Annotated in this window: 29 protein-coding genes; 13 read left to right on the top strand and 16 right to left on the bottom strand. The window is 61.4% G+C overall.

What is annotated here, in order from left to right; genetic code table 11:
- Positions 1 to 217: 217 nt before the first annotated feature.
- The 3 genes from ACN9MU_RS28820 to ACN9MU_RS28810 all read right to left on the bottom strand — a co-directional run bounded on the left by ACN9MU_RS28820 (position 218) and on the right by ACN9MU_RS28810 (position 2,161).
- Positions 218 to 700: a GNAT family N-acetyltransferase gene (locus ACN9MU_RS28820; RefSeq protein WP_426165192.1), complete on the bottom strand. Its 483-nt coding sequence runs from the start codon at positions 698 to 700 to the stop codon at positions 218 to 220.
- Positions 697 to 1,638: a DMT family transporter gene (locus tag ACN9MU_RS28815; protein WP_426165190.1), complete on the bottom strand. Its 942-nt coding sequence runs from the start codon at positions 1,636 to 1,638 to the stop codon at positions 697 to 699. The genes ACN9MU_RS28820 and ACN9MU_RS28815 overlap by 4 nt, the downstream gene beginning before the upstream one ends.
- Positions 1,639 to 1,723: 85 nt before the next feature.
- Positions 1,724 to 2,161 carry a DUF962 domain-containing protein gene (locus ACN9MU_RS28810; protein ID WP_426165188.1) on the bottom strand — a complete coding sequence of 146 codons (438 nt, stop codon included), beginning with the start codon at positions 2,159 to 2,161 and terminating at the stop codon, positions 1,724 to 1,726.
- A gap of 203 nt (positions 2,162 to 2,364) precedes the next feature.
- On the opposite strand from ACN9MU_RS28810, the gene ACN9MU_RS28805 reads away from it, so the two are divergent.
- The 6 genes from ACN9MU_RS28805 to ACN9MU_RS28780 all read left to right on the top strand — a co-directional run bounded on the left by ACN9MU_RS28805 (position 2,365) and on the right by ACN9MU_RS28780 (position 5,985).
- On the top strand, positions 2,365 to 2,919 hold the full coding sequence (locus ACN9MU_RS28805) for a PEP-CTERM sorting domain-containing protein (protein WP_426165186.1): 555 nt from the start codon (positions 2,365 to 2,367) through the stop codon (positions 2,917 to 2,919).
- A 41-nt stretch (positions 2,920 to 2,960) separates the two neighbouring features.
- A complete protein-coding gene (locus tag ACN9MU_RS28800; RefSeq protein ID WP_426165184.1) occupies positions 2,961 to 3,494 on the top strand; it encodes a DNA-deoxyinosine glycosylase in 534 nt (177 codons plus the stop codon).
- 50 nt (positions 3,495 to 3,544) lie between these two features.
- Positions 3,545 to 3,955 (top strand): DUF4279 domain-containing protein, encoded by a 411-nt coding sequence (locus tag ACN9MU_RS28795; protein WP_426165182.1) that lies wholly within the window; start codon positions 3,545 to 3,547, stop codon positions 3,953 to 3,955.
- Between the two features lie 53 nt (positions 3,956 to 4,008).
- On the top strand, positions 4,009 to 4,407 hold the full coding sequence (locus ACN9MU_RS28790) for a hypothetical protein (protein ID WP_426165180.1): 399 nt from the start codon (positions 4,009 to 4,011) through the stop codon (positions 4,405 to 4,407).
- 696 nt (positions 4,408 to 5,103) lie between these two features.
- A complete protein-coding gene (locus tag ACN9MU_RS28785) occupies positions 5,104 to 5,382 on the top strand; it encodes a hypothetical protein (RefSeq protein ID WP_426165178.1) in 279 nt (92 codons plus the stop codon).
- 54 nt (positions 5,383 to 5,436) lie between these two features.
- The gene (locus tag ACN9MU_RS28780) at positions 5,437 to 5,985 is read left to right on the top strand and encodes a hypothetical protein (protein ID WP_426343810.1); all 549 of its coding nucleotides are present in this window, start codon (positions 5,437 to 5,439) and stop codon (positions 5,983 to 5,985) included.
- A gap of 49 nt (positions 5,986 to 6,034) precedes the next feature.
- On the opposite strand, the gene ACN9MU_RS28775 is transcribed toward ACN9MU_RS28780, so the two are convergent.
- Positions 6,035 to 6,346, bottom strand: coding sequence for a DNA-binding protein (locus ACN9MU_RS28775; RefSeq protein WP_426165174.1), 312 nt, complete (start codon positions 6,344 to 6,346; stop codon positions 6,035 to 6,037).
- Positions 6,321 to 6,662, bottom strand: a complete 342-nt coding sequence (locus ACN9MU_RS28770) for a type II toxin-antitoxin system RelE/ParE family toxin (RefSeq protein ID WP_426165172.1) — start codon at positions 6,660 to 6,662, stop codon at positions 6,321 to 6,323. The genes ACN9MU_RS28775 and ACN9MU_RS28770 overlap by 26 nt, the downstream gene beginning before the upstream one ends.
- A gap of 99 nt (positions 6,663 to 6,761) precedes the next feature.
- Between ACN9MU_RS28770 and ACN9MU_RS28765 the strand changes: the two genes are divergently transcribed.
- Entirely contained in the window at positions 6,762 to 6,950 is a 189-nt protein-coding gene (locus ACN9MU_RS28765; RefSeq protein WP_426165170.1) for a hypothetical protein, read from the top strand.
- 274 nt (positions 6,951 to 7,224) lie between these two features.
- Here ACN9MU_RS28765 and ACN9MU_RS28760 read toward each other — a convergent pair whose 3' ends face one another.
- The 3 genes from ACN9MU_RS28760 to ACN9MU_RS28750 all read right to left on the bottom strand — a co-directional run bounded on the left by ACN9MU_RS28760 (position 7,225) and on the right by ACN9MU_RS28750 (position 8,453).
- Complete coding sequence (locus ACN9MU_RS28760) at positions 7,225 to 7,404, bottom strand: hypothetical protein (RefSeq protein WP_426344908.1); 180 nt, start codon at positions 7,402 to 7,404, stop codon at positions 7,225 to 7,227.
- Between the two features lie 36 nt (positions 7,405 to 7,440).
- Positions 7,441 to 7,578, bottom strand: a complete 138-nt coding sequence (locus ACN9MU_RS28755) for a hypothetical protein (RefSeq protein ID WP_426165168.1) — start codon at positions 7,576 to 7,578, stop codon at positions 7,441 to 7,443.
- Positions 7,579 to 7,697: 119 nt separating this feature from the next.
- Positions 7,698 to 8,453 (bottom strand): DeoR/GlpR family DNA-binding transcription regulator, encoded by a 756-nt coding sequence (locus ACN9MU_RS28750; protein WP_426165166.1) that lies wholly within the window; start codon positions 8,451 to 8,453, stop codon positions 7,698 to 7,700.
- 64 nt (positions 8,454 to 8,517) lie between these two features.
- Between ACN9MU_RS28750 and ACN9MU_RS28745 the strand changes: the two genes are divergently transcribed.
- Both ACN9MU_RS28745 and ACN9MU_RS28740 read left to right on the top strand, forming a co-directional pair.
- Positions 8,518 to 9,456, top strand: coding sequence for an NUDIX domain-containing protein (locus tag ACN9MU_RS28745; RefSeq protein ID WP_426343809.1), 939 nt, complete (start codon positions 8,518 to 8,520; stop codon positions 9,454 to 9,456).
- Entirely contained in the window at positions 9,453 to 10,793 is a 1,341-nt protein-coding gene (locus tag ACN9MU_RS28740; protein ID WP_426343808.1) for a glycosyltransferase, read from the top strand. The genes ACN9MU_RS28745 and ACN9MU_RS28740 overlap by 4 nt, the downstream gene beginning before the upstream one ends.
- Here the strand turns inward: ACN9MU_RS28740 and ACN9MU_RS28735 are convergent.
- Both ACN9MU_RS28735 and ACN9MU_RS28730 read right to left on the bottom strand, forming a co-directional pair.
- Complete coding sequence (locus ACN9MU_RS28735) at positions 10,784 to 11,029, bottom strand: DUF3297 family protein (RefSeq protein ID WP_130310317.1); 246 nt, start codon at positions 11,027 to 11,029, stop codon at positions 10,784 to 10,786. The two genes, ACN9MU_RS28740 and ACN9MU_RS28735, sit on opposite strands and share 10 nt — an antisense overlap.
- 38 nt (positions 11,030 to 11,067) lie before the next feature.
- Positions 11,068 to 12,672, bottom strand: a complete 1,605-nt coding sequence (locus ACN9MU_RS28730; protein ID WP_426343807.1) for an acyl-CoA dehydrogenase family protein — start codon at positions 12,670 to 12,672, stop codon at positions 11,068 to 11,070.
- Positions 12,673 to 12,695: 23 nt separating this feature from the next.
- Between ACN9MU_RS28730 and ACN9MU_RS28725 the strand changes: the two genes are divergently transcribed.
- Both ACN9MU_RS28725 and ACN9MU_RS28720 read left to right on the top strand, forming a co-directional pair.
- Positions 12,696 to 13,403, top strand: coding sequence for a TetR/AcrR family transcriptional regulator (locus ACN9MU_RS28725; protein WP_426319349.1), 708 nt, complete (start codon positions 12,696 to 12,698; stop codon positions 13,401 to 13,403).
- A gap of 11 nt (positions 13,404 to 13,414) precedes the next feature.
- Positions 13,415 to 14,266 (top strand): alpha/beta hydrolase, encoded by an 852-nt coding sequence (locus ACN9MU_RS28720; RefSeq protein ID WP_426165156.1) that lies wholly within the window; start codon positions 13,415 to 13,417, stop codon positions 14,264 to 14,266.
- Here the strand turns inward: ACN9MU_RS28720 and ACN9MU_RS28715 are convergent.
- On the bottom strand, positions 14,250 to 15,086 hold the full coding sequence (locus ACN9MU_RS28715; protein WP_426165154.1) for an alpha/beta hydrolase: 837 nt from the start codon (positions 15,084 to 15,086) through the stop codon (positions 14,250 to 14,252). The two genes, ACN9MU_RS28720 and ACN9MU_RS28715, sit on opposite strands and share 17 nt — an antisense overlap.
- 87 nt (positions 15,087 to 15,173) lie before the next feature.
- Between ACN9MU_RS28715 and ACN9MU_RS28710 the strand changes: the two genes are divergently transcribed.
- On the top strand, positions 15,174 to 15,773 hold the full coding sequence (locus tag ACN9MU_RS28710) for a YdeI/OmpD-associated family protein (protein WP_426319348.1): 600 nt from the start codon (positions 15,174 to 15,176) through the stop codon (positions 15,771 to 15,773).
- 7 nt (positions 15,774 to 15,780) lie between these two features.
- Here ACN9MU_RS28710 and ACN9MU_RS28705 read toward each other — a convergent pair whose 3' ends face one another.
- The 4 genes from ACN9MU_RS28705 to ACN9MU_RS28690 all read right to left on the bottom strand — a co-directional run bounded on the left by ACN9MU_RS28705 (position 15,781) and on the right by ACN9MU_RS28690 (position 21,032).
- Positions 15,781 to 17,697 (bottom strand): CocE/NonD family hydrolase, encoded by a 1,917-nt coding sequence (locus ACN9MU_RS28705; protein ID WP_426319347.1) that lies wholly within the window; start codon positions 17,695 to 17,697, stop codon positions 15,781 to 15,783.
- A 126-nt stretch (positions 17,698 to 17,823) separates the two neighbouring features.
- Complete coding sequence (locus tag ACN9MU_RS28700; RefSeq protein ID WP_426343806.1) at positions 17,824 to 19,002, bottom strand: tetratricopeptide repeat protein; 1,179 nt, start codon at positions 19,000 to 19,002, stop codon at positions 17,824 to 17,826.
- Positions 19,003 to 19,044: 42 nt separating this feature from the next.
- Positions 19,045 to 20,160 carry a hypothetical protein gene (locus ACN9MU_RS28695; protein ID WP_426165146.1) on the bottom strand — a complete coding sequence of 372 codons (1,116 nt, stop codon included), beginning with the start codon at positions 20,158 to 20,160 and terminating at the stop codon, positions 19,045 to 19,047.
- 5 nt (positions 20,161 to 20,165) lie between these two features.
- Complete coding sequence (locus ACN9MU_RS28690; protein WP_426165144.1) at positions 20,166 to 21,032, bottom strand: HDOD domain-containing protein; 867 nt, start codon at positions 21,030 to 21,032, stop codon at positions 20,166 to 20,168.
- A gap of 121 nt (positions 21,033 to 21,153) precedes the next feature.
- On the opposite strand from ACN9MU_RS28690, the gene ACN9MU_RS28685 reads away from it, so the two are divergent.
- Positions 21,154 to 21,723, top strand: coding sequence for a DNA-3-methyladenine glycosylase (locus ACN9MU_RS28685; protein ID WP_426343805.1), 570 nt, complete (start codon positions 21,154 to 21,156; stop codon positions 21,721 to 21,723).
- Here the strand turns inward: ACN9MU_RS28685 and ACN9MU_RS28680 are convergent.
- Positions 21,652 to 23,433 (bottom strand): methyl-accepting chemotaxis protein, encoded by a 1,782-nt coding sequence (locus tag ACN9MU_RS28680; protein ID WP_426343804.1) that lies wholly within the window; start codon positions 23,431 to 23,433, stop codon positions 21,652 to 21,654. The genes ACN9MU_RS28685 and ACN9MU_RS28680 overlap by 72 nt on opposite strands.
- Between the last annotated feature and the right edge of the window lie 8 nt (positions 23,434 to 23,441).

The raw sequence follows: 23,441 nt of genomic DNA, 5'->3' as shown, positions 1-23,441 counted from the left end.
AGTCTCCACCGAGGCGGGACTATCCATTCTGGGAGTTTCTCCGAAGAATGTATTGAGCTAGATCAAATGTAAGCCAGGTAAGAATTTGTAAGTGACGAGGCACGGTCGGGGCAGGGCGACTATATTGAAACCGTCGATTCATCTCCCCTCCCAACTGACACCTGGGTTTAGTATCCCTCGCCCGACCACACACGAGCCGCGAGGGATTTTTTTTGTCTCAGGCCTTGGCCAGCGATTGCAGCGCCGGCCCGGTAACGCGGCAAACGCGCCAGTCTGGCAGCACGTCGGCGCCCATCTGTTCGTAGAACTTGATTGCATTGACATTCCAGTCCAGTACCGACCATTCAAAGCGTCCGCACTGGCGCTCGACCGCGATCCGTGCCAGCGCCGCCAGCATCTGCTTGCCATAGCCCGCGCCGCGGCGGTTCTGCTTCACGTACAGGTCTTCCAGGTACAGCCCCTTCTTGCACAGGAAGGTCGAGAAATTGTGGAAGAACAGGGCATAAGTCACCACTTCACCCGACTCCTCGCCGACGATGCCCTCCACGCCTGGCTTGGCGCCGAACATTTCCTCATGCAGCATGGCCTCGTCAGCCACCACCAGGTGTTCCAGTTTTTCGAAAACAGCCAGTTCGCGGATCATGGCCATGATGGACGCCACGTCTTCCGGACGGGCAGGGCGGATAGTCAAATTGCTCATGAAGCTTTCTTCAAAGGTTTAAGGTCAACAGGAATGCGGCTGGCCGGCATCGACGGCGCCTTGAGCGCCCAGGCCACGCTGGCGATACACACCACCATGCCCAGGACTTCCATCCAACCCGGCCGGTAATGTTCAAGGCGAATGCTCAGCAAGACGGAAATCACCGGCGTCACTACGCCGATATACACCGCCTTCTGCGTGCCGATGCGGTCGATCAGCGTGAAGTAGCAGGCGAACGCGATCACGGAACCCAGCAGCGACAGGTACAGCAAGCCGCCCCAGTATGAAGCCGTGGCCGGCATGACAAAGGCATCGCCGCGCACCAGCGCCCACAGGGCCACCAGCAGGGTGCCCCACAACATGCCCCAGGCCATGGTCAGCAGCACATTCGATTCATGCTGGCGCACCTTGACCACCAGCGTATTGCCGACCGAGCTCGCAATGGTCGCGCCCAGCGCCAGGGCCAGGCCCAGGATGAAATGCCCCTGGCCGCCCGCCATCACGTCGCGCAGCGACTCGGAAATCGCATGATAGAACAGCAGCACCACGCCCCCGACTGCCGCGCTGCCGGCAGCCCAGGTGCGCCAGGTCAGCGGCGTGCCAAAGGCAATGCGGTTCAGGATCGGATTCCAGAACACCATCAGCGCAAACAGCACCGCCACCAGCGCCGAAACGACGTACTGTTCCGCGTTATAGGTGCCGATATAGCTCAAGCCAAAGCTGCAGCAACCCTGCAGGATGGTCCAGCGCTGCGCCTTCCACGACAGCTTCAGCTTGTCGCCGCGCAGCAGGCACCAGGCGAACAGAACGCTCGAGGCCAGTGCAAAGCGGTAGACGATGGAAACGGCGGGAGCGATGTCGCCCAGTTGCAGGGTAATCGCGAAGAAGGTGGAACCCCAGATAAGGCAGGCGAGAATGAAGAGTATCGATGAAGGCATCCCGCCAGTATAAGTGTTTCTTCGAAGCGGCGCAGTGCGCCGGCCGGCGACGCGCAAGTCCCGGCCATGGCAGCGCCGCCCTGGTTTAGTAGGCGAGATTCAGGCGGCGATACAGCACGCCCAGGACGAACAGGGGCCCGATCAGCAGGAAGCGCAAGTCGTCGAAGAACGACGGTTTCTTGCCCTCGATCTTGTGGCCGATGAACTGGCCGATCCATGCCAGGACGAAGATCAAGCCGCTCAGTGGCAGGACCGCAGCCGGCGGCAGCGCGCTCAGCACCGCCAGCATGAAGCCCGCCATCAGCAGCATGCCGAGCGCGAAATTGCGCGACAACTTGAAGTAATACACCATCGATGCCGCCGCCAGCGCCACCGCCAGCAAGGGGTGAATGGACCAGATCAGTCCCAGCAGGCTGAAGACGATCAGCGGCACGCACACGCAGTGGATCGCTTCATTCGTGGGGTTCAGGTGACTCTCGCTGTACTTCAACAGCAGGGTGACGATGGCGCGCTGCTCGCTCATGGTTGCGGTCTCCAGTGTGGTTGTTTGTTTAGCACTACCGTTCGATTCTACACCTGAGGAATCGGCATTTGGTGTCGGATTTTTTTACACCTCTTGTTTCGCTTTCAACCTAACTTATTGATTGGAAACAAAACATGCACTCTGGCATCAATATTGCTTAATGAGCAGTTCTGTTTATTATTTACCACTATGGAGTAAGACTGATGTCGAAGAAACTGATCGCTGCAGCCCTGATCGCCGCCGCATCCAGCACCAGCGCTTTCGCCGGTGTAATCGCTAGCAACACCACTGCAATTACGACGACTGGCCAAAGCTATACCAGTGCATTCAACCTGAGCGGCCCTGCACAAAGCGACGTCATCCTGTCGATCACCGCCAAGGGCGACTACGGCACCAACTATGCCGGTTTCGACGAATACCTGAACTTCTTCCTCGATAATGTGCAACTGACCCACTGGAGCAGCACCAACGGCGGCCCTTCCAATGTCGTGACCAACGTGGCTGACTACGACTACACCATCACCGGCACCATCGCCCTGACCGCAGCACAGTGGGCGCAGTTTGCAGCCGACAATGTGCTGAATGTGCGCTGGCAAAACACTTCGATGGTGGACTCGTACGCGGTCGGCGGCGCCGACTTCGTGTCCTTCACCGTGGAAGGCCGTAACGCCGCTGCCGACGTCCCTGAGCCGGCTTCGCTGGCACTGTTCGGCCTGGGCCTGGGTGCTTTCGGCCTGGTACGCCGCCGCAAGGCCTGAAGCCTGGAAGCGGGCCCGGCCCGCTTGATAGAATGGCTGGCATGACGAACCTCGACACATGCCAGGATGCGCGCAAGCGCTGCTTTGACCCGGTGGTTGACCATCGCACCCGCTTGCTGGTGCTGGGCAGCCTGCCGGGCGATAAATCGCTGGCGGTGCAGGAGTATTACGGCAATCCTCAGAACAAGTTCTGGGAGCTGGTGGGGCAGGTGATCAACGTCGACCTGCGCGCTATGACCTACCACGCACGACTCGCAACGCTGCGCGAACACGGTATCGGCTTGTGGGACGTCGTCGCCGAAGCACATCGCCGAGGAAGCCTGGATAGCGCAATTCGCAACCGCAACGAGAATGACCTTCTCGGATTGCTCGGACGCTTCCCGACGATCAAAACGATCGCGTTCAACGGCGGCACGGCAGCGAAATTAGGCATCAAAGCGCTTGGTTCCCGAGCTGTTGCGTATCAAATCTTGACTTTGCCCTCGAGTAGCCCGGCCTACACTTTGCCTTACGCAGATAAAGCTAAACTGTGGATAGCATTACAGCCGATAATGAGACGGTTCGATGATTATTAGACGCAGGCCGCAATCGGCCATTACCAGACAGTGCGAGCTTAGGAAGAAACATGACAAGTAGGGGCGAAGTCTACTTCGCGATGTATGGTGGTGATTTCGATCCAGATGAGATCTCGGTCCATGTCGGTCTCTCGGCGACGTCAATTCGGCGAAAAGGGGAACGTCGACCTGAAGTGCCGCTTCCCAGAAACTCATCCTGGGAAGTTTCCGCAGGCCGAGTTGAAAGTGACGTGATTGACGTGTATGAGATGTCGGGCGCGCTTGTGGCTCAGCTGGCACCTTTTTCAGCCAAGATCATTGATGCGAAAACTACGTTCAATTTGCGATGCGTCTTTCAGGTTGTACTCTGGATTGACCAAAATGAAGAGGCTTCGATGCCTGCGATAGGTTTCGAATCGCCGGTCATCAACTTTATCCATGCCGTCGGCGCGGAAATTGATATCGACACTTATCGAAATTAGGCCGTCTCGAGAAGGCCGTCCTCGGCCAGAACCGGACTACCGCAGCAAATTGAATGAATAAATGGAATATGGAATTTTCTGAAAATGTTGAGCACTGGCTTGCGTCCGCGCTCGCTGTAGAAGTCCCTCAAACAGTAGTGGCGTACTCATTTAACCTCTTCGAACTAGCATCTGCAGAGTCAAAATACGGAATTGAACTAATCGGCGCCGAAGAGTTCGATGAAGATGACTGGGACTGGGCATGTGATGAGGCGTGGGTGGCCAGTCCTCGTTCTATTTCAATTCCTCGAGAATTCGCCGACGGGAGCTGGGAAGAGTGCCTACACGATACGAAGCAGTTGCTGGTCAAGCTGCTACGCAAGTCGTCGGGTGCTGCAGCAAAACTAAAGGAAGGAAAGGCCGTCGCTGTCGGGTTCATCGATGGCGACTTAGACCTAATTTGGCAGGGCTAAGCTGAAATCGGCCAACAGCTGCCGTTGCGCCCTCGGCTTCCCTCCCCAGTTGGTTGCAAATATGTCAAGATCGGTGCGTACCAGGTCGCTGCGACTTTTGTCGATTTTGTTAAACCTGTATGGAAATGCAGTAAATATTAAAGAAGCCCCGCCGTTGAAGGGCTTCTTTGGTCAAAAACAAGGGATGTTATATCGTAGACGCCCATGTTAACTCGGTATTTTGCGATCTATAACACGTTGGGCCTAAATGCGAACTTTTGGAAAACGCGAATGTCCCCGGTGTGGAACCGAAATGACGACATTTTGTCCGTCGGTTGAAACATTCTCTTCTATCGGAAATGATCTTGTGGGTAACCGGGACGCGCTCGAGAAGAAGATCGCTACTTTTGAAGATGTTGCTGTTGAAGTCGTTCGTGAGTACATGGATCATCGAATGTTTCCGAAATGCGAAGAAGTTTTTGGTATCTGCCCTCACTGTGGTGGGAAGCTCGCAACTCGGGCCGCTCAGCAATGTTTGAACTGTCATACCTCATGGCACTCCAGGTAATGCGCAACTGGCCCAACAATTCCGTCAACCGGACCTACGCATCGCTTCGCGCTGCTGCGGCCGGTTACGTCCAACGTTGATGCCGCAGGCAGAATCCGGCCAATAGCGGGCATCTGAGGCGTCTTGCCGCTGACATGACATGAGATTAAATGGAAAAAAGAGCAGTCGCAGATATCGTTGGCCCTTGGGTTGATCCGGACTTCAACTCAAGTCTCACAGAGCGTTGCCGCGACAATTGGTTGGTACCAGTTGGTGAAATTTCGAATTACGTGTTGGCTACCTTCATTCGTCAGCAAATCGCATTGGGGTTAGTAGTGCCCGAGGCCCAACGCCGGATTGCGTCGAGCTTCACGGACGAAACTGAAATTCTTGACGATGAGCTGGCGCTCGCCATTGCGGGAATTTTGCCCACTGATGAGCCTCGTTAACTTCGCCGTCCATGTGAACGAAAACGGCCATGAGCAGCCTCAAAAAAAAGTCTTATGAAATTGGTGAAATTATCCCGAAGGCAGTTGCTCGCTATGTTGCTGATATTGAGTGCTCAGCCAGTATATGCAATTCCGCCGCCACCGCTTGCACCTCCCGTACTGCGCAACGCCAAAATGACCGCTACGGTCCAGCTGGTCGAAGCTCATAATGGACAAGTGACCAAGATAACCAAACTCTGCAAGGTTAGCGGCAAAATTCCAGTCTATTCTGATACCGGTGGTGCCACCCGCTCAAATACTCGGGAGATATCCGGCTGCAATATGACTTGGAAAGGAAAGAATCAAAGCGTTTCTGTGCGCGGCGCACTTGCAATTTCCAAAGGCCCCATTACCTTTGCGATCGTGAGCGTGAGCGCAGTGCCTCCTGATGCCATGCCACTTTGCTCTATTTGTGGGCCACAACCCTCAGCGGACTCCACTGCAGAATTTAAGGTAAGTGGTATCCCAAAGTCATTGACGTTCAATGTGAATCCGAACCCCGTTTCGATGTTGAATGCCAAGCCGACTGTCTGGCTTGAAGCTGAAGTAGAGATTGCTAACTGATGGTCCGCTTCGGGGCGGAAGCAGTCGGCAGGCAAAGCCTAGCGAAAGACTATGCTTCTCCCGCAGAGATAGGCCGAACTGCTAGGCGCAATCCCATGGAGCTCAGAATGGCTCGCAAAGTCCTTAACGACGGGTTGCCATGTTCAGACAGCGTGCGGTACATCGTGTTTGGATTGGCGTCCGCCCGGCGAGCAATTTCCTGCACGCCGCCGAAGGCCGTGCTCAAATACCTAAGCGCCATCATCAGATCCACTTCATCACCGGTTGCGAGAACGTCGTTAAGATAGTCCGCGGCCAGAGTTGGATCCTTCCGAAACATCTCGACAGTGGTATCATCATGAGAGCGGTGGGATTTTGTCATTTCTGTTCTTCCAATCTCGTAGCATTTCTATTGCGGATGCAATATCTCGGTCTTGTGTTCGTTTGCTGCCGCCGCACGTCAAAAGGACGACCGCCTTGCCAACAAATGCAAAGTACACGCTGTATCCGGGACCGATATCGATTCGAAGCTCTTGAACTCCCTCGCGGAGCGACTGGTGGTCACCTGCTAAGCCAGCGGCCAATCGTGCCACTCGCCGAATGATTGCTAACTTTGCATTCCGATCACCCAGGGCATCCAGCGATTCTTGGAAGTAGTCCTTGCCACGAGCATCCAGATAATGAAGGATAGTGTACATTTTAGCTTATAAGCGAAACGTCGCAAGGGAACTGAGCAAACAAGCATTGCACGAGTACCTGAACATGGAATTGACCTATGTCGGAGTCTGAAGCGATTCATGTGGTGTCAAATTGACCAAAACATCAACAAATTCTCGGAGTTGCTCGGCGCAGTGATCGAGGCCGACTTGCGCTCCATGTCTTACGACGCCCACCTGGCTAACTTGCTCGAGCCTGGCATCGGCTTGTGGGACGTCGTTTCGGAGGCGCATCGCAAGGGAAGCCTCGACAGTCATCCGCAACCGTAACGGCAACGATCTGCTTGGCTTGCTTGAACGCTTCCCAAACATCAAGGCGATTGTGTTCAACTGTGGCACGGGTAAGTTGGGCGACAAAGTGCTGGGCATGCGAGGGGACTTGTACCAGGTCTTGACCCTGCCATCGAGACCCCGCTTATATTTTGTCGTATGCAGATAAAGTGAGGCAGTGGCTGGCCTTATGGCCCCTTGGCAGAATTGTAATCTCGGGCTGTTGCCAATGAAGCTGTTGGCTTGGATTAGGCGTCAGCGCCTTGACGCAAAGCTATCCCGCGACAATATGGAACTCTGTAGCGTTTGCAATCGGACGCACATAATTTCGCTCTCGCTTCAATTCCACGATGCCATAGTTGGACATGGTCTTTAAGGTCCGGAATAGCTTGCTAGGTTTGCGGCCGGTAGCCTCTGCCAACGCTGAAATAGATTCCGGCTTCATGTCCATGATGACATGTAGAAGGGCGCGGTTGTCATCACTCAGGACCTATGCGAGCGATTTCATCGACGCAAACCAAATATTCGGTTCAGTTGACTTGGAGGCGTAGTCGCCACGAGCGATCGCCAGCACGCGTTCGCGAATTCGCTCTTGAAGCATGATGCCAATAAAAATTGGTTTCATCATTTTTTACCGTCAGTCCATCGGGTCCAGCAGCGTGTCCATGGCAGGACGCCGCCTTCATTAGACCACTATATCATCTGATGATATTCATCAGTTGCAGGCGTTCTGTGACTGGGGATGCGCTACGCCAGGTGGACCGTGATGCCGCGCTGGCGGTAGGGCGACAGCGTTTCTTCCGGCACGCTGGCAACCGTTACCAGGGCAGATAGCTCGCTTAGCGGAATCACCTGGTATGGTGAGGCTGTCATCAGCTTCTCTGGCGAAGCGAGGACGATGGTTTCGGCGGCCGCTGCGCTCAGGGCTCGCTTGACGCCAGCCTCCTCGAAATCCCCGGTCGATAAGCCGGCCTCGGGGTGCACGCTGCAGACGCCCATGAAATACAGGTCGGCCCGGAATTGCCGGATCGCGTCGACAGTCGTGGCGCCTACGTTCACCACCGAATGCCTGAACAGGCGCCCGCCCAGCATGATCACCTCGATCGTCGGATGCGACACCAGTTCCAGCGCGATGGATGGGCTGTGCGTGACCACGGTAGCTTGCAGCCCAGGCGGAAGCTGGCGCACCAGTTGGGCCGAGGTCGTTCCGCCGTCGATGAACACGACTTGCCCCGGCTGCACCATGGCGGCGGCGGCGCGGCCGATCGCGCTCTTGTCGTCGGGTGCTATCTGTTGGCGGGCGGCGAAGTCACCCATCGCAGGCGACGCCGGCAAGGCGCCGCCGTGCACGCGCTGCAGGCGGCCTTCGCGCGCCAGTTCGCGCAAGTCGCGGCGGATGGTGTCTTCCGAAACGGCAAGGGCTTGGGCGGCGTCGGTGGCGACGATCTTGCCCTCGCGGTTCAGCATCTCCAGCAGGACGAGTTTGCGTTGGGAGGTCAGCATGCTTGCATGTTTTTAATTGATCTTGCATGATTATGCATGAATTGAAAACCGGGTGGAGAAAATCATGCACGAGTATGTCCGCATCAAGTCGGTCCAGCTGTTGTCGGATAACTGGTACGTCCTCAAGACCACCACCTTCGATCTGAAACGCCGCGACGGCCGCTGGCAGACCATGAGCAGGGAAACTTACGACCGCGGCAATGGCGCCGTTGCCCTGCTGTATAACCTGGAGCGCCGCACGGTGCTGTTGACGCGCCAGTTCCGCTTTCCCGCCTACGTCAACCAGCATGACGGCTACCTGATCGAAGCCCCGGCCGGCCTGCTGGATGAAGCGCATCCGGAACAGCGCATGCATGCCGAGCTGGAAGAGGAAACCGGCTACAAGGTGGACAAGCTGCGGCCGGTGTTCGATGTCTTCATGAGCCCCGGCTCCGTCACCGAGCGCCTGCACTTCTTCGTCGGCGAATATGACGCACAGTCGAAGATCGGCAGCGGCGGCGGGCTGGAGGACGAGGGCGAAGACATTGAGGTCCTCGAACTCGATGCCGACCAGGCGCTGGCAATGACGGCCAGCGGCGAGATCAAGGACGCCAAGACCGTCATGCTGCTGCAGTACCTACACCTGCACTTGCTGCCGCCGCGTAGCATGATGATCCTGGTCGCAGGTCCATACCGTTCGGGTACGGGCGACGATCCGGAGCGCATGGCAGCGAACATGGCCGCCATGGAGGCCTATGTTCTGCCGCTGTGTCGCAAGGGCCACACGCCGGTATTGGGCGAGTGGCTGGCGCTGCCTGTGCTGCATGCCGCTGGCTCGACATCCGTCGGCGATACTGTCTATAAAGAGATTTTCCATCCACATTGTGAGCGCTTACTTTCCCACTGCAACGCCATCTTGCGCATTGGCGGCGCCTCCGCCGGCGCGGATGCCATGGTGGCTGCGGCGCGCAAACTCGGCAAGCTGGTGTACCACGACCTGACGGAGATTCCGGAGGCACGATGAAAATTGGAATGCTGACTTGGGGCAGCCACGGTGATATCCGTCCCTTTCTTGCGCTTGCCGATGGCTTGCAGTCCGCCGGCCATGAAGTCCACCTGGTGATTACCAGCCTCGAAGCCGAAACGTACGACAAGGTGCGTTCCGCTGCCGGGGCGAAAATCACCGTCTTGACACCGCTCACCTTCAACGCCGAGCAGGCCGAAGCCGTCGGCCAGGCTGCCTATCGCATCCGTGATCCGCTGAAGCAGATGGCCGAGATCTTGCGCCTGGCGTTTGCGCCGGCGGAGGACGCCATGTTCGAGGCGGCCCGGCGCCTGTGCGCGGAGTCGGACCTGCTGGTTGGGCATTACTTCATGCACCCGTTGCAGGTTGCGGCGGAACATGCGGGGCTGCCCTACGTTAGCGTCCTGTTGTCGCATGGCGGCGTGCCAAGCGATCATGTCAATCCTCTTGGCTTGTCGATGGTCGGCAGGCACGGAAATCGCCTGTTATGGTGGCTGACCCGCACTCTCCTGAATCGCACTGTGCGCCACTACCCGGACCGGCTGCGCAAGCAATTGGGCATGGCGCCGATGCGCGACATCGTGTCGGACGTCTGGGTATCGCGCTACCTGGCGCTGGTGGCAGTCAGCCCGCAAATCTGTCCGCGTCAACCCGACTGGCCCGACTCGATCCAGGTCTGCGGTTTCCTTGACCGGCCGAACTGTGAACTGGAAGGAGTACTACCGCCTTCCTTGTCTGGCTTTCTTGCGGCTGGGGAGGCGCCGGTGTACATGACCTTTGGCAGCTGGATGCCCAAGGATCTCAAGGGGCAAACGGCGGCCCTGCGTTTGCTGACCGATGCTGCGCGCGAGGCAAACTGCCGTGCGATCATCCAGTGCAGCGACTGGAACGCATGCGGCTTCAGCTCTGACGACCGTATCTTGTACGTCGCGGCGGCGCCGCACCACCGGATTTTCCCCCATTGCATGGCGATTGTTCACCACGGAGGCGCCGGGACGACGCAGTCGGCTACGCTGGCGGGCAAGCCTTCGATCGTGGTCGCCAATCTCAGTGAGCAGGAGCATTGGGGCCGTGAGCTGAAACGCATCGGCGTCGCAGGCAAGACCGTCAAACGCCGCAATGCGACAGCAGCCGGCATCGCCGCGCAGATTCGCCATGTGCGCGAAAATCCTGAGATGGGCGAGCGGGCACGCCGGATTGGCGAAGCAATGCGGCAGGAGAATGGCGTCGCGGAAGCGGTGCGGCAAATCGAACTTCGCAGCCGACGCCTTGATTCGACTGCGCTGGCCGGAAAAAAGGCCAGCGAAAGCTGGCCCGGGGAGGAATATCAGCGGTAGAAGGCGTCTACCTTGCCTTTCAGCTTGATCAGCATCGGCTGGCCGCGGCGGTCCTTGGCCGTGGCGTGCTGGACTTTGATCCAGCCTTCGCTGATGCAGTATTCCTCAACGTCAAAGCGCTCTTTGTCGTTGAATTTGATGCCAATGTCGTGCTCGAACACGGCAGCTACGTGGTGCGGGCTGCGCGGGTCGATCGACAGGTGGTCCGGGAGTTCTGGGCGGGTAGTATCGTTCATGGGGCAGGATTATACCGGAAGCCGGACCGCGATTCGCGTTACACCGGCCAGGCGCGGTCGATGATGGCGGGCAGGGCGCGGGCGTCCGGCAGGGTGCCGTAGATGCGGCCGTGCGCGCTGTCGAAGCGGCTGACGATGAAGGCGTCGGCGATTGCGGCTGGGGCGCGTTCGCGCAGCAGCCGGGCCTGGATCAGCAGGACCAGCGCTTGCGCGTTGCGGCGGGCCGACGCCTCCTGCGAGGTACGGCCGTCGAGCAGGCCGGCCAGCATGGCGAAGTGGGGGCGCAGCACGGCGTCGGCGTGGCAGCCATCCTGCAGGTCGGCCAGCAGTGCGGCCATGGCTTCCGGCTCGCGGCCGATGGCGCGCAGCAGGTCGAGCGCCATCACGTTGCCGGAACCTTCCCAGATCGACAGTACCGGTGTTTCGCGGTACAGGCGCCCCATCGGCCCTTCGTCCATATAGCCGTTGCCGCCGAAGACTTCCATCGCTTCCGCCGACAGTTCGATCGAGCGCTTGGTGGTCCACAGCTTGCCTGCCGGGGTGACGATGCGCTGGTAGGCGCGCTCCAGCGGGCTGTCGTCGCGGTCGAAGGCTTCGGCCATGCGCATCATCAGCTGCGTGGCAGCCTCGCTTTCCAGCGCCATGTCTGCCAGCACGTTCTGCATCAGCGGCTGTTCGACCAGCCGCTTGCCGAAGGCGTGCCGCTGGCGCGAATGGTGGATGGCCTGCACCACGCATTGGCGCATCAGGCTCGCTGCCCCCATCACGCAGTTCAGCCGCGTGATATTGGCCATCTCGATGATGGTCGGGATGCCCCGTCCTTCCTTGCCCACCATGCGGCCCCAGGCGCCATGGAATTCCACTTCGCTGCTGGCATTCGAGCGGTTGCCGACCTTTTCCTTCAGGCGCTGCACCTGCACCGCATTCTTGCTGCCATCCGGCCGGTAGCGCGGCACGAAGAAGCAGGACAGGCCGCCTTCGGTGCGGGCCAGCACCAGGTGCGCATCGCACATTGGCGCGGAGAAGAACCATTTGTGTCCGGTCAGCTCGTAGCCGCCGGCAACGGCTTCGGCGCGCGTGGTATTGGTGCGCAGGTCCGAGCCGCCCTGTTTCTCCGTCATGCCCATGCCGACCAGGATCGAATCCTTTCCCTCGAGCGGGATGTCGCGCGGGTCGTAAGTGCGCGAGAACAGTTTCGGCGCCAGCGCTTCGAACAGTTCCGGCTCCTGGCGCAATACGGGCACGCAGGCCAGCGTCATCGAGTGTGGACATTGGCTGCCGGACTCGATCTGGTGGTGCATCGAGAAAGCGGCCGCGTAAGCCGCCCAGGCGCCGGGCCGCGGGTCCGAGAAGGGCTGGGTGATCATGCCTTGCTCGCGCGCCATGCGCATCATGCCGTGCCAGGCCGGATGGAACTCGATACGGTCGATGCGGCGGCCCTGCCGGTCGAAGGTTTGCAGTTCGGGTTTGAAATGGTTGGCGTCTTCGGCCATACGGATCGTGGCCGCGCTGCCCAGCAGCGCGCCATAGGCTTCCAGTTCGGCTTCATGGGCGCCGGCGCCGGCGCGGCAGATGCCTTCCTGCAGCGCGAGGTCGCTGGTGTACAGGTTATAGCCTTGCAATTCGTGGGTCAGGTTGTCCATTGCGGCGCAGCTCCTTGATTAATGTGCAAGAAAGTGTAATGCTCGGCGCTTTCCCGGGTGTTCGGATTCCGACCATGCATGCACCACTTCCCGTCGCGCCGAAGCGGCGAAAACCGACACAGTCGCGCGCCCGCGCCACGGCGCAGGCCATCGAGCAGGCTTTCGTGCAACTGCTCGTCGAGAAAGGCTATGCGCAGGTCAGCATCCGACAGGTGCTGGCGCTGGCTGGCGTTGGCGCCGGCAGCTTTTACGAGTACTTCGCCAGCAAGGAAGCGCTGGCCGCAGTCAGCATCCGCCAGCGGGTGCGGGCCATTGCCGATGCGTTGCAGCAGTCGGCGCAGGCGGCGGCCGGCCTGCCGCTGCCGGAACGGGTCGACGCGCTGCTGGACGCGCAATTACAGGCGCCGCTGGCGGAACCCGAACAGTGGGCGGCCTTGTTTCATCTGGAGCGCCAGATTTCAAAGCCGCAGGCGTTCCGTGAGCTTTACCGGGAGTTCGTAGCCACGTGGGAGCGCGGCCTGGGCGCGGGCGCCGACTGGCCGGCCGGCGCAACGTTGGAGGATGCCGCCTTTGCCGCGCATGCCATCGCTTACAGCCTGGTGTCGCAGACCTTGATGGCGCGCAGCGAGCGGCCCGATGCGGCTGCGCTGCGGGCCCTGGTGCGGCAGGCGGTGCATGGTTATCTGTCCGTGGTCGCGCCGCGCGCGTACCGGGGCTGTCTGGTGTTTTGAGAGGAGAAAGCATGGCAAGCAGGAGGCAGGTGTTGGGCGTGGCAGCGGGCGTGCTGGCGTCCGCGGTGGCGCGGGCGGGGGCGGCGGAAGCTGGGGCGGCTGGCGCCGCGCCTGCTGCACCGCTGGCGATTGGCGAAACGTTCACGATGGAGTCCAGAATCCTCGGCGAAATGCGCCGCATCAACGTCTACTCGGCGCGGGCCTGGAACGTGAAGCCGGATGCGCCGCTGCCGGTGCTGTTCATGCTGGACGGCGGCGTGGCGGAAGACTTCGTGCACACGGCAGGCCTGCTGCAAGTATCGGTGGCCAGCCTGGTGATGCGCTCCTTCATGCTGGTGGGGATCGAGAATACGCAGCGGCGCCGCGACATGACCGCTCCTACCGAAAACCCGGAAGACAGGAAGATTGCCCCCGTGGTCGGCGGCTCTGCCGCGTTCCGCCGCTTCATCCGCGAAGAACTGATGCCGCAGGTGACAGCACGCTACAACACCACTGGAGAGACCGCGCTGATAGGCGAATCGCTGGCTGGCATGTTCGTGCTGGAAACCTTCCTGCAGGCGCCGGAGATGTTCGACACCTTTATCGCCATTGACCCGACGCTATGGTGGAACAACCGCCAGATCCTGAAAACCGCCGCCGGCGCGCTGCGCGCCCGCAAGCGCCTGGACAAGACCCTGTTCATCGCCACCAGTGGCGAGAAAGGCCAGCCGGAATTGGCGAAACAGCTGGAGCAGGCGCTGGGCAGCGTGCAGCTCGACGGCCTGCACTGGCAAATGGCGCCAATGCTGGAAGAAACGCATATGACGATCGGCCATCCGGGCGCGATGCGCGCCTTCCGCTCGGTATTCAAGCCGGCTGCGTGAACTGCGCCTGCAGGAAGCAGGCGATCTTCTGCTGGGTAGTCGGCAGGTAAGGGATGTTCAGGTGATCGGAATCGGGAATGATTTCGTCGTGGTGCAGGCAGGCCAGCTTGCTGACCAGCTCATTGGTGTGCGAATGCGGCACGATATCGTCGCTTGCCGCGCGCAGCACGTAGGTCGGCGCCGCCAGTTGCGTCGCATGCTTGACCGATTCGAAGCGATGCTGCAGCAGCATCGACACCGGCAGCGCAGGGAATTTACGCTGCGCCAGCGCCAGGATGGAGTCGTACGGCGTGATCAGCACCGTGGCCTGCACCCGCCGCTGCATCGCCAGCTGCACTGCCACGCCGGAACCAAGGCTACGCCCCACCACCGCAATGCGGGTCGGGTCGACCTTGTGGTGCTTGCACAGCCAGTCGAGCTGCATGCAGGCGTCGGCAACCAGCATTTCTTCGCCGGGCTCGCCGTGCGAATCGCCATAGCCGCGGTAATTCAGGGTCAATACCGTCATGCCGGGGAACAGGTTGCCGGCATCGCGCACCAGCCAGGACACTTCTTCCGAGCGCCCGCCGAAATACACCACGGCAGGCCGCACGCCCGGCTCGCGCGGCGTCATCAGCCAGCCCGCCAGGCGCGTTCCGTCGTCGCCGCGCAACACGATTGCACGTGTGCGGTGGCCGCTGCTGCGCGGGCTTTGCACCTCGCGCTTGACGGTGGGATTGAACAGCAGCTTGCGCTGGCCGGCCATGAGGAGGGCCGTCAATCCGGCCCAGACAAAACCCACGGCGCCAGCGGCGGCGGCCACTTTGCGTGAATTGTTCATGTGTCTTAGTATGCTCCTAATGCTGAGCAAACTGCGTTAAGCAACGCACCGATGTCAGATTGCGGCAACACACTTGATAGGATGACCATGCCCACCATTGATCCGCGCGTCGACGAGTACATCGCCAAGTCGGCCGAATTCGCCCAGCCCATCCTGACCCACCTGCGGGAAGTGATCCACGCGGCTTGTCCCGAGGTGAAGGAAACCATCAAGTGGAGCATGCCGAACTTCGACTACCACGGAATCATCTGCAGCTTTGCCGCCTTCAAGCAGCATTGCGCCCTGAACTTCTGGAAGGCTGAATTGCTGATTGCGGCCGAGAATGACAAGGGCAAGGAAGCCATGGGCCAGTTTGGCCGCATTACCTCGATCAAGGACTTGCCGCCGAAGAAAGAGCTCACGGCCTACATCAAGAAGGCCATGAAGCTCAACGAACAGGGGACCAAGGTCGCGCGTCCGAAGGCAGCGCCGCGCGAACTGGTGGTGCCGGATTATTTCATCGCCGCGCTGGAAGCCAATCCGGCTGCATATGAGGTCTTTAACGAGTTTTCAACCAGCGCCAAGCGCGATTACTGCGACTGGCTGACCGAAGCAAAGACCGAGGCCACGCGCGACAAGCGCATGGCCCAGGCGGTCGAGTGGATTGCCGAGGGCAAGAAGCGGCATTGGAAGTACGAGAACTGCTAGGCACTGCTCAAGGCATCACCATCAGCTGCAGGCCCGACGCCGTGCCCGGCGCATGGTAGACGCGCTGGGTGGCCTTCACGAAGTCTTCCGGCTTCGCGTTCGGGATGTTGGCGAAGGTCTGCGGGTTCAGGTCGACCAGCGGGAACCAGCTGCTCTGCACATGCACCATGATGCGGTGGCCGCGGCGGAAAGTGTGCTGCACGTCGCCCAACTGGTAGCTGAGCGGCTCCACCTTGCCCGGCACGAAAGGCTCGGGCTTTTCGAAGCTGTTACGGAACTTGCCGCGAAGCGGATTGCCACGCACCAGTTGCTGGTAGCCGCCCATCTTCACTGACGGCGGCGCCACGTCCGTGTGCTTTTCTTCTTCCTTGTCCTGCGGATAGTCGTTCGGGTAGACGTCGATCAGCTTGACCACGAAATCGCTGTCGGTGCCGGTGGTGGAGACGAACAGTTTGGGCGTCACCGGGCCGGCGATGGTCACGTCTTCTTCCAGCACTTCGCTCTGGTACACCAGCACGTCGGGGCGCGTCGAAGCAAAGCGCTGGTCGGAAACCATGTACTCGCGTGGCACGCCGGTCGCCGGATAGCCGATATAAGGCACCGGCCTGCGCGGGTCGCTGATGTATTCGTCGAAGCCGCCGCCGGCAGCAGGCTGGGTCCAGCCAAGGGTGCCGTTCGGGCCCAGGTATAGCATCTTCGCCTTGGCCTGCACCGGCGGCCATGCGCTGTACTGGCGCCAGACGTTGGTACCGGTCTCGAAGGTGTTGACGGCGGCAATCGGCTGCGCCGGCTTGACGCCCTTCAACTGCTCCTCGAAGAAGGGGAACAAGAGCTTCTTGTTGAAATACTCGCTGGTCTTGCTGTCGAATTTCACGTGGCCCAGGCGCTTGCCTTCGCCGCTGGCCCAGCCGCCGTGCGACCATGGGCCGATTACCAGGCCGTTGTAGATGCCCGGGTTGTTCTTGCCGACGGCGCGGTAGATCGAGAACGGTCCTGCCGGGTCTTCCGCATCGAACCAGCCGCCGACGGTCATCACGGCGGCCTTGACGTTCTTCATGTGCGGCGCCAGGTTGCGCGACTTCCAGAATTCGTCGTAGGTGTCGTGGTCGATGGTCGGCTTCAGGTAGGCCAGCTGCTTGGGCTGCATGCCGGCCAGGATGTTCGACATGGTCAGGCGCTGCAGGAAGTAGTCGTAGCCGCTGGTGGTGCCGTAATCGAAATCGCTCCAGCTCTTGGGCAGGGGTGATGGGTTCTTTTCTTCCGTGAAGGCAGCGTAAAAGTCGAAGTTAGCCGCCAGCATGAAGGCGCCGCCATGGTAGGAATCGTCGCCCATGAACAGGTCGGTGACCGGCGCCTGCGGCGAGGCGGCCCGGATCGCCGGGTGCGAGTCGATGATGCTGGCTGCTGTGTAGAAGCCGGGATAGCTGATGCCGTAGATGCCGACCTTGCCGTTGTTGTTGGCCACATGCTTGAGCAGCCAGTCGACCGTGTCGTGCATGTCGCGGCTTTCATTGCCTTCGCCCGGCTCCAGCGCGGTCTTGGCATGCGGCGTCATTTCCTGCCACTTGCCTTCGGACATGTAGCGGCCGCGCACGTCCTGCTTGACGAAGATGTAGCCGGCGTCGCTGAAATCGGCCGACGGGCCGAGGCGGCGCGGGAAAAAGTCAGGTCCGTACTGGAGCTGGCCGTCGACATTCACGCCCGCGCTGTAGGGCGTGCGTTCGATCAGGAAGGGATAGGACTTGCCGGCATCCTTCGGCACGTAGACGGCTGTGAACAGGCGCACCCCGTCGCGCATGGGGATGCGGAATTCGTACTTGGTGTAGGAGGAACGCAGGTCCGGCTTTTCATCAGGCGCCGCGTGGGCGGCGCCTGCGAAGGCCAGTGCAAGGGAAAGGGCGAGGGGGCTGAGTTTGGAAAGCATGATTCCTTTATTATGCCGGTGCCAGGGCCCAACACGCTGCACGTGTCAGGAGCTGGCACCGGGACTTGAGATGCCAGTGCCAGGGCCCAACACGCTACGCGTATCGGGCGCTGGCACCGGGGTTACTTAGATTTCTCCCGGTCGAAGACGGGCTCGCGATTCGTACAGGCGCAGGGCGGCCAGTTTGCCGGCGTAGATGGCGGTGTCGCCGCGCGTGGTGCTGTTCATTACTGCCAGCGACATATGCTTGTCGGCTTCCTTCAGGTTGCCCAGTGCGAAAGATGCCTTGGCCAGCCAGAAGTGGAACTCGTGGTAATACGGAGCACGCTGTACTTCGCGCACGAACATCGAGCGCGCTTTCTGGTAGTCCCCTTCGGCCATTGCTTTCTGTCCGATGTGGAAGAAGTAGAAGGGCGGGTAGGGTTCCAGCCGTGCCAGCTCGGCCTTGTATTTGGCCGCTTCGTCCTTCTTGCCCAGCGCATTGGCGACTTCGGACAGGTTGAACAGGATCACCGTATTCAGAGGATCATGCTGGTGGGCGAAGCGCAGCGTCGTTTCGGCCATCTGCATGTCGCCGTGGCGCTGGTAGACGGTGGACAGGGTGTTGTACCCCATCAGGAAGTTGGGCTCGTATTCGATGGCGGCGCGGGCCCACCAGTAAGCCTCGTCCAGCTTGCCCTGTACCAGCGTCTCGGCGGCGCGGTTGTTCATGTACATGGCCACCACGGTGCGCTGCGAAATGATTTCGGTCGGCATCAGCTCGGCATCCGGCGGCGGCAGGAAGTCGATGACAATCGAGCGCATGGTATCGTAGGTACGCTCCGATACCGGATTTGGCTTGCTCAATACCAGGTTGACGTGGCCGCTGCTGAAGTACAGCGAACCGGAACGGCTCCAGGTGTCTTCACTGGTGATGCGCTGGAATTGCACCTCCAGCCCCAGTTCCTGGGCGAAGGCGGCCGTCATGATCACCAGCGACATGCAATTGCCGGCGCGCGCTGCAAAGGCCTCGGCGGCCGTGCGCGTTGTTTCGGAGTCGTATTCGAGGCGAAGCTGGTCGCGCTGGTACAGCGCTTCATACAGAGCCTGGTGCTTCGACTTGCCGCTTAGCGATGAACGCAGCCTATTCGCATAGGCCTTCATTTCCGGCGACAGTTCAAAGACTTGCTCCGGCGTGATCATGTCGGCCGGCTTGCGGAAGGCTGCGTCGGTGAAGAGCGCGCGTTCAGGCGTTGAAACTGCCGGCGGACCGCTTGCGCAGCCGGCCAGCAATGCAGCGAAAATCAATGTTGACAGTAGTTTCATGGTGGCGTCTCCTCACCTCTATGAAACAAGTATGTGCGCGTCTCAGGGGGCTGTCAATTCGACGGTAATGTCGTCGATCCCGAGGGTCGCCAGGGCGTCGCGCAGGTCGTCGATCTCCGCTTCCACCTCGTCGCCCACGTCCAGGCGGCGGTCTGCGTGCGCCAGCTCGCCGGCCGCGCCGATCAGTTGCACGCCGAGGGCCGCATCGTCCTCGGTCTCCACCAGCGTGATGATGGCGCGGGCCGGGCCCTGGCCGTCCAGCGCGGCGCCGAATTCGGCCATCATGGCCAGCATCCAGTGTTCGGATTTGCCTTGCTGCAGGGCGCCATGGAACAGGTCCTGGTAGAGGAAGTTCAGGCGCAGTTCGCCGGCGCGTCCGGCGCCGGCCAGGCAGCGCTGCACCAGCGGCGCGGCGGAAACGGTCCAGTCCTGGTAGCGCTGCATGCGCGCTTCGAACCAGGCGTCCTGCTTTTTGCCGGCTGCCGGCATGGCGTAGAACGGGTCGTCGGCACGCTTCAGGGCGAAGCCGAGCAGGAAGCGCAGCTCGACAGCTTCGTCGTCGGCGCCGAACGCGGCCGGCTGCCAGCCGGCGATGCTGCGCAGCAGGGCCGGGGCTTCGGCGACTTTCTTGTCCATCATGGCCGCTGCCGCTTCGTGCACCATGGCGTTCAGCTGGCTGGCGCTGATGCGTTCCATTTCGGCCAGGTCGTAGGCGTGCTGCACCAGCACCACCCTGGCTTTCGGGCTTTCCAGGCCGGCGCCGGTAAAGCTGTCCAGCAGGGCAGCATACGCCGCTTCGTCCAGGAAGCCTTCCGCTTCGCGCAAGCCACCCTGGCTGTGCACGAAGACGGGGATGGCAAAGGCGTTGATTTCCATTTCCGGACCATCGCCCTTGCGCAGCAGGACGGTGCCGGCGTCTTCTTCGATCGCCTCCTTCAGCGTGCGATAGGCAGCGACATCCTCGCCACGCGCCAGTTCGATGGCACCATACAGGATGGCGTCCTTGCCCTGGCGCAGGTAGCGCCGCACGGCGTGGCGCAGGTCATCTTCCTGTGCCAGCGCGAGGCTGAACAGTTCCTGGCTCAGGGTTTCATCTTTGTCGGCTGGAGGTGTATTGGGCTTGCGTGGTGCTGGGCGCTTGTTCTTTGTCTTTTGCATGCGGCTCAGTGTTCAATGTGGAAGGTTTCGTGCAATTCGTCCAGCAGGTCGGCTGTTTCGTCCTCGTTCATGCCGAGGTGGCGGCAGGCGGCCTCGCCGCCTTTTTCCCATTCCAGCGACGCGCTGTTGCCGTGATAGCGCTGGATGGCGCGTTCGGCCAGCACCGCGCCGGCGACCAGGGAGCGGATCGCGTCGTCGGTGGCGTCGTCGCACAGCACTTCGTAGTCGTGGTGGTGCAGGATGGCCCAGGACACGTCCGGCGACAGGCCCCAGTTGCGCGCCAGCAGGCAGCCGATGGCGGCGTGGTTGGTCGTGTGGCGGGCATCTTCGATCTCGGTGAACTTGCGGCTGGCGGCGCCGTTGCAGATGTCCAGCGTCTGCCCGTAGTCTTCAAAGCGCGCCATCAGGATCGGGATGCCGATGTCGCAGAACAGGCCGAAGGTATGGGCGATATCGGGCGGCGCCAGGCGCAGCTTGCGGGAAATGAAGACCAGGGCCTGGGCGCGGCAGGACGACACTTCCCAGAACTGGTTCAGGGCCGGGTTGTTGGCGCCGACCGCTTCGCGCGCCAGGATGCCGGTCAACATGGCAGCGCACTGGTTGATGCCGAGGAAGTTGATGGCTTGCTCGACCGACTTGGCCTTGCGCGTGGCGCCATAGAACGGCGAGTTGGCCAGTTTCAGCAGGGCGCCCGACATGCCGACGTCGTTGCCGATGATGCGGGCGATGGCGCGCGGCGACGGGTCGTCCTGCGCCAGTTCGCGCTGCAGGTCGACCAGCAGGCTGGGACGCGGCGGGATGCGGATGGAGCGCAACAGCGCGTCTTCTGCGGTCGTATTGTGGGCCGGGAGCCGGGCTGCTGCTGTTGTCATTTTGCTTCGAATGTTGTTCTGCTGGCGGGCCCCGTCATTATCGCCTGTTTTTTGCCTGCAACCCGGGGCACGAATGAGTTTTTTTTCATGCATAAATAACAGGATTGCTACAATCGATAGCATGTCTTCTCACATTTTGGCTGGTATTGATTTCAGCGCTCCCGCACAGCAAGTGGCGCGCCGCCTGATCGGCGTGACGGTGCTCGTCAATGGCGTTGGGGGACGTATTGTCGAGGTGGAGGCGTATGACCGGGAAGACCCGGCTTCGCACGCCTTTGTCGGCGAGACGGCGCGCAATTTCGCCATGTTCGGTCCGCCTGCCCATGCTTATGTCTACCTCTCGCATGGCATCCACTGGTGCATGAATTTTGTGTGCCGGGAAGAGGGGCACGGGGCCGGGGTGCTGATCCGGGCCATCGAGCCGCTGCAAGGCATCCAGCAGATGCAGGCACGGCGCGGCATGGACGACGTGCGGCTGCTGTGCTCCGGGCCGGGCCGGCTGGCGCAGGCGATGGGCGTGACGCGCGAGCTGAATGCCATGTCGCTTGGCGCGGCGCCGTTCGAACTGCTGCCGCGCAAGGGGCGGGTGCAGGTCGTGGTCGGGCCGCGCATCGGCATTTCAAAGGCGGTGGATGTTCCCTGGCGTTTCGGCTTGGCTGGTTCGCCGTTTGTCAGCCGCCCATTCCGCTAAGCCCTGCCGCGCGCGCATCGGGCTGCCTGCCGCGCGGCGCTCGCCGCCATGCGCTACGTCGCGCCAGTCGTCCAAGCCGATCGCCTCCGCCCCACCTGCACCGCCGCCACTGCCCGCTGCGGCGCCTTCGCTGCCGTGCGCTTCGCGCCAGCCGGGCGCCATCTCGTCGCCCAGTTCAAACACGGCGACCGCCTGCGCCAGCCCGGCCGCCTGCTCCTGCAGGCTGGCCGCCGCGGCAGCCGCCTGTTCGACCAGGGCCGCGTTCTGCTGGGTGACGTCATCAATCTGGCCGACCGCCTGGTTGACCTCGGTGATCCCGCGCGCCTGCTCGGCGCTGGCATCGCTGATGCGCTGGATAATGCTGCCGACCTGCCGTACCGAGGCCACGATATCCCCCATGCTGCCCCCGGCAACGCCCACCGATTCCGCGCCGCGGTCGATGGTCGCCACCGAAGCGTTGATCAGCGCCTTGATCTCGTGCGCGGCCGTGGCGCTGCGCTGCGCCAGCGTGCGCACCTCCGCCGCAACGACCGCAAACCCGCGTCCCTGCTCGCCAGCCCGCGCCGCCTCCACCGCAGCGTTCAGGGCCAGGATATTGGTCTGGAATGCAATGCCGTCGATCACGCCGATGATCTCGACAATCTTGCGGGAAGAGGAGCGAATCGCCTCCATGGTCTGCACAGCATCCGACACTGCCGCGCCGCCGCGCGCCGCCAGTTCGTTGGCATTGGCGGCCACCTGGCAAGCCTCGCGCGCATGGTCGGCATTGCTGCGCACCGCCGCCGCCAGGCTGTCGACGGCGCTGGCCGTCTCCTCCAGTGAGCTGGCCTGCAGCTCGGTGCGTGCCGACAGGTCCATATTCCCGGTCGCGATCTCGCGCGACGCCAGGTCGATCTGCTGCACCGCGCCGCGGATGGCGCGGATGGTGCCGTTCAGTTGCGCCACGCTTCCGTCCAGCGCCCGCGCCGTGTCGGCAATTTCATCGCGACCGCGCGCCGGCGGGCGCGCGACCAGCCGGCCCGACGCCAGGCTGCGCACGCCATCGCCGATGGAATGGATGTCCCGCAACAGCGCGCGCCGCACCAGCATCGACACCGCCAGCGATAGCGCCACCGACAGCAGCAGCAAGCCGGCCATCGCCATGCCCAGCAGGCGGAACTCCTGGCGCGCGCCGGCATAGGCAGCCTCGCTGAGGGCTTTTTCCAGCGCAGCCAGTTGCGACAGATGCAGGTCCAGCGCCGCAAACTGGCGCTCCGCCTTGGCCATGGCATTGGTCGCGATCGACTGGTCCACCTGCGCCAGTTCGATGGTCTCCTGCACCGCCTTGCGATAGCTCGCCAGTGCCTGCTGCGAGCCTGCCAGCAAGCCGCGCTCGTCGGGCGCCGCCTCGCGCCCCAGCTGCTCCAGCCGCGTGCCGACTGCAGCATGCCGGTTGCGCAGCTGCGCCGTCAGTGCGTCCAGCCGCGCCTGCGCAAAGCTGCCGTTGATCCAGGCCAGGAGCTGGTAGATATTGGCATGCGCCATGCGCGCCTCGCCCGCCACGTCGGCCACCGCCTGCAGCCGCGCCGCGCGCAGCTGCACCAGGTTTTCCATCGATGCGTTCTGCCTTACCATGCCGAACCAGGCGCATGCCGCTGTCGCCAGCAGCAGCGCCAGTACCACGCCCGGCGCCAACAACAGCTTGGGTCCAATCCGCAGTCGGTTCAGCATGGCCGCCT

Source organism: Pseudoduganella sp. R-32 (assembly GCF_049913245.1).
In the GTDB taxonomy this organism is placed as follows: Bacteria; Pseudomonadota; Gammaproteobacteria; order Burkholderiales; family Burkholderiaceae_D; genus Rugamonas.
Note: the sequence above shows the minus strand (reverse complement) of the source record. Positions and strands in the feature narration are given on the sequence as shown.

What these genes read in the sequence shown, in the direction of transcription:
- ACN9MU_RS28820 (WP_426165192.1), bottom strand. Translation starts at nt 700, where the DNA reads ATGAGCAATTTGACTATCCGCCCTGCCCGTCCGGAAGACGTGGCGTCC.
- ACN9MU_RS28815 (WP_426165190.1), bottom strand. Translation starts at nt 1,638, where the DNA reads ATGCCTTCATCGATACTCTTCATTCTCGCCTGCCTTATCTGGGGTTCC.
- ACN9MU_RS28810 (WP_426165188.1), bottom strand. Translation starts at nt 2,161, where the DNA reads ATGAGCGAGCAGCGCGCCATCGTCACCCTGCTGTTGAAGTACAGCGAG.
- ACN9MU_RS28805 (WP_426165186.1), top strand. Translation starts at nt 2,365, where the DNA reads ATGTCGAAGAAACTGATCGCTGCAGCCCTGATCGCCGCCGCATCCAGC.
- ACN9MU_RS28800 (WP_426165184.1), top strand. Translation starts at nt 2,961, where the DNA reads ATGACGAACCTCGACACATGCCAGGATGCGCGCAAGCGCTGCTTTGAC.
- ACN9MU_RS28795 (WP_426165182.1), top strand. Translation starts at nt 3,545, where the DNA reads ATGACAAGTAGGGGCGAAGTCTACTTCGCGATGTATGGTGGTGATTTC.
- ACN9MU_RS28790 (WP_426165180.1), top strand. Translation starts at nt 4,009, where the DNA reads ATGAATAAATGGAATATGGAATTTTCTGAAAATGTTGAGCACTGGCTT.
- ACN9MU_RS28785 (WP_426165178.1), top strand. Translation starts at nt 5,104, where the DNA reads ATGGAAAAAAGAGCAGTCGCAGATATCGTTGGCCCTTGGGTTGATCCG.
- ACN9MU_RS28780 (WP_426343810.1), top strand. Translation starts at nt 5,437, where the DNA reads ATGAAATTGGTGAAATTATCCCGAAGGCAGTTGCTCGCTATGTTGCTG.
- ACN9MU_RS28775 (WP_426165174.1), bottom strand. Translation starts at nt 6,346, where the DNA reads ATGACAAAATCCCACCGCTCTCATGATGATACCACTGTCGAGATGTTT.
- ACN9MU_RS28770 (WP_426165172.1), bottom strand. Translation starts at nt 6,662, where the DNA reads ATGTACACTATCCTTCATTATCTGGATGCTCGTGGCAAGGACTACTTC.
- ACN9MU_RS28765 (WP_426165170.1), top strand. Translation starts at nt 6,762, where the DNA reads ATGTGGTGTCAAATTGACCAAAACATCAACAAATTCTCGGAGTTGCTC.
- ACN9MU_RS28755 (WP_426165168.1), bottom strand. Translation starts at nt 7,578, where the DNA reads ATGATGAAACCAATTTTTATTGGCATCATGCTTCAAGAGCGAATTCGC.
- ACN9MU_RS28750 (WP_426165166.1), bottom strand. Translation starts at nt 8,453, where the DNA reads ATGCTGACCTCCCAACGCAAACTCGTCCTGCTGGAGATGCTGAACCGC.
- ACN9MU_RS28745 (WP_426343809.1), top strand. Translation starts at nt 8,518, where the DNA reads ATGCACGAGTATGTCCGCATCAAGTCGGTCCAGCTGTTGTCGGATAAC.
- ACN9MU_RS28740 (WP_426343808.1), top strand. Translation starts at nt 9,453, where the DNA reads ATGAAAATTGGAATGCTGACTTGGGGCAGCCACGGTGATATCCGTCCC.
- ACN9MU_RS28735 (WP_130310317.1), bottom strand. Translation starts at nt 11,029, where the DNA reads ATGAACGATACTACCCGCCCAGAACTCCCGGACCACCTGTCGATCGAC.
- ACN9MU_RS28730 (WP_426343807.1), bottom strand. Translation starts at nt 12,672, where the DNA reads ATGGACAACCTGACCCACGAATTGCAAGGCTATAACCTGTACACCAGC.
- ACN9MU_RS28720 (WP_426165156.1), top strand. Translation starts at nt 13,415, where the DNA reads ATGGCAAGCAGGAGGCAGGTGTTGGGCGTGGCAGCGGGCGTGCTGGCG.
- ACN9MU_RS28715 (WP_426165154.1), bottom strand. Translation starts at nt 15,086, where the DNA reads ATGAACAATTCACGCAAAGTGGCCGCCGCCGCTGGCGCCGTGGGTTTT.
- ACN9MU_RS28710 (WP_426319348.1), top strand. Translation starts at nt 15,174, where the DNA reads ATGCCCACCATTGATCCGCGCGTCGACGAGTACATCGCCAAGTCGGCC.
- ACN9MU_RS28705 (WP_426319347.1), bottom strand. Translation starts at nt 17,697, where the DNA reads ATGCTTTCCAAACTCAGCCCCCTCGCCCTTTCCCTTGCACTGGCCTTC.
- ACN9MU_RS28700 (WP_426343806.1), bottom strand. Translation starts at nt 19,002, where the DNA reads ATGAAACTACTGTCAACATTGATTTTCGCTGCATTGCTGGCCGGCTGC.
- ACN9MU_RS28695 (WP_426165146.1), bottom strand. Translation starts at nt 20,160, where the DNA reads ATGCAAAAGACAAAGAACAAGCGCCCAGCACCACGCAAGCCCAATACA.
- ACN9MU_RS28690 (WP_426165144.1), bottom strand. Translation starts at nt 21,032, where the DNA reads ATGACAACAGCAGCAGCCCGGCTCCCGGCCCACAATACGACCGCAGAA.
- ACN9MU_RS28685 (WP_426343805.1), top strand. Translation starts at nt 21,154, where the DNA reads ATGTCTTCTCACATTTTGGCTGGTATTGATTTCAGCGCTCCCGCACAG.
- ACN9MU_RS28680 (WP_426343804.1), bottom strand. Translation starts at nt 23,433, where the DNA reads ATGCTGAACCGACTGCGGATTGGACCCAAGCTGTTGTTGGCGCCGGGC.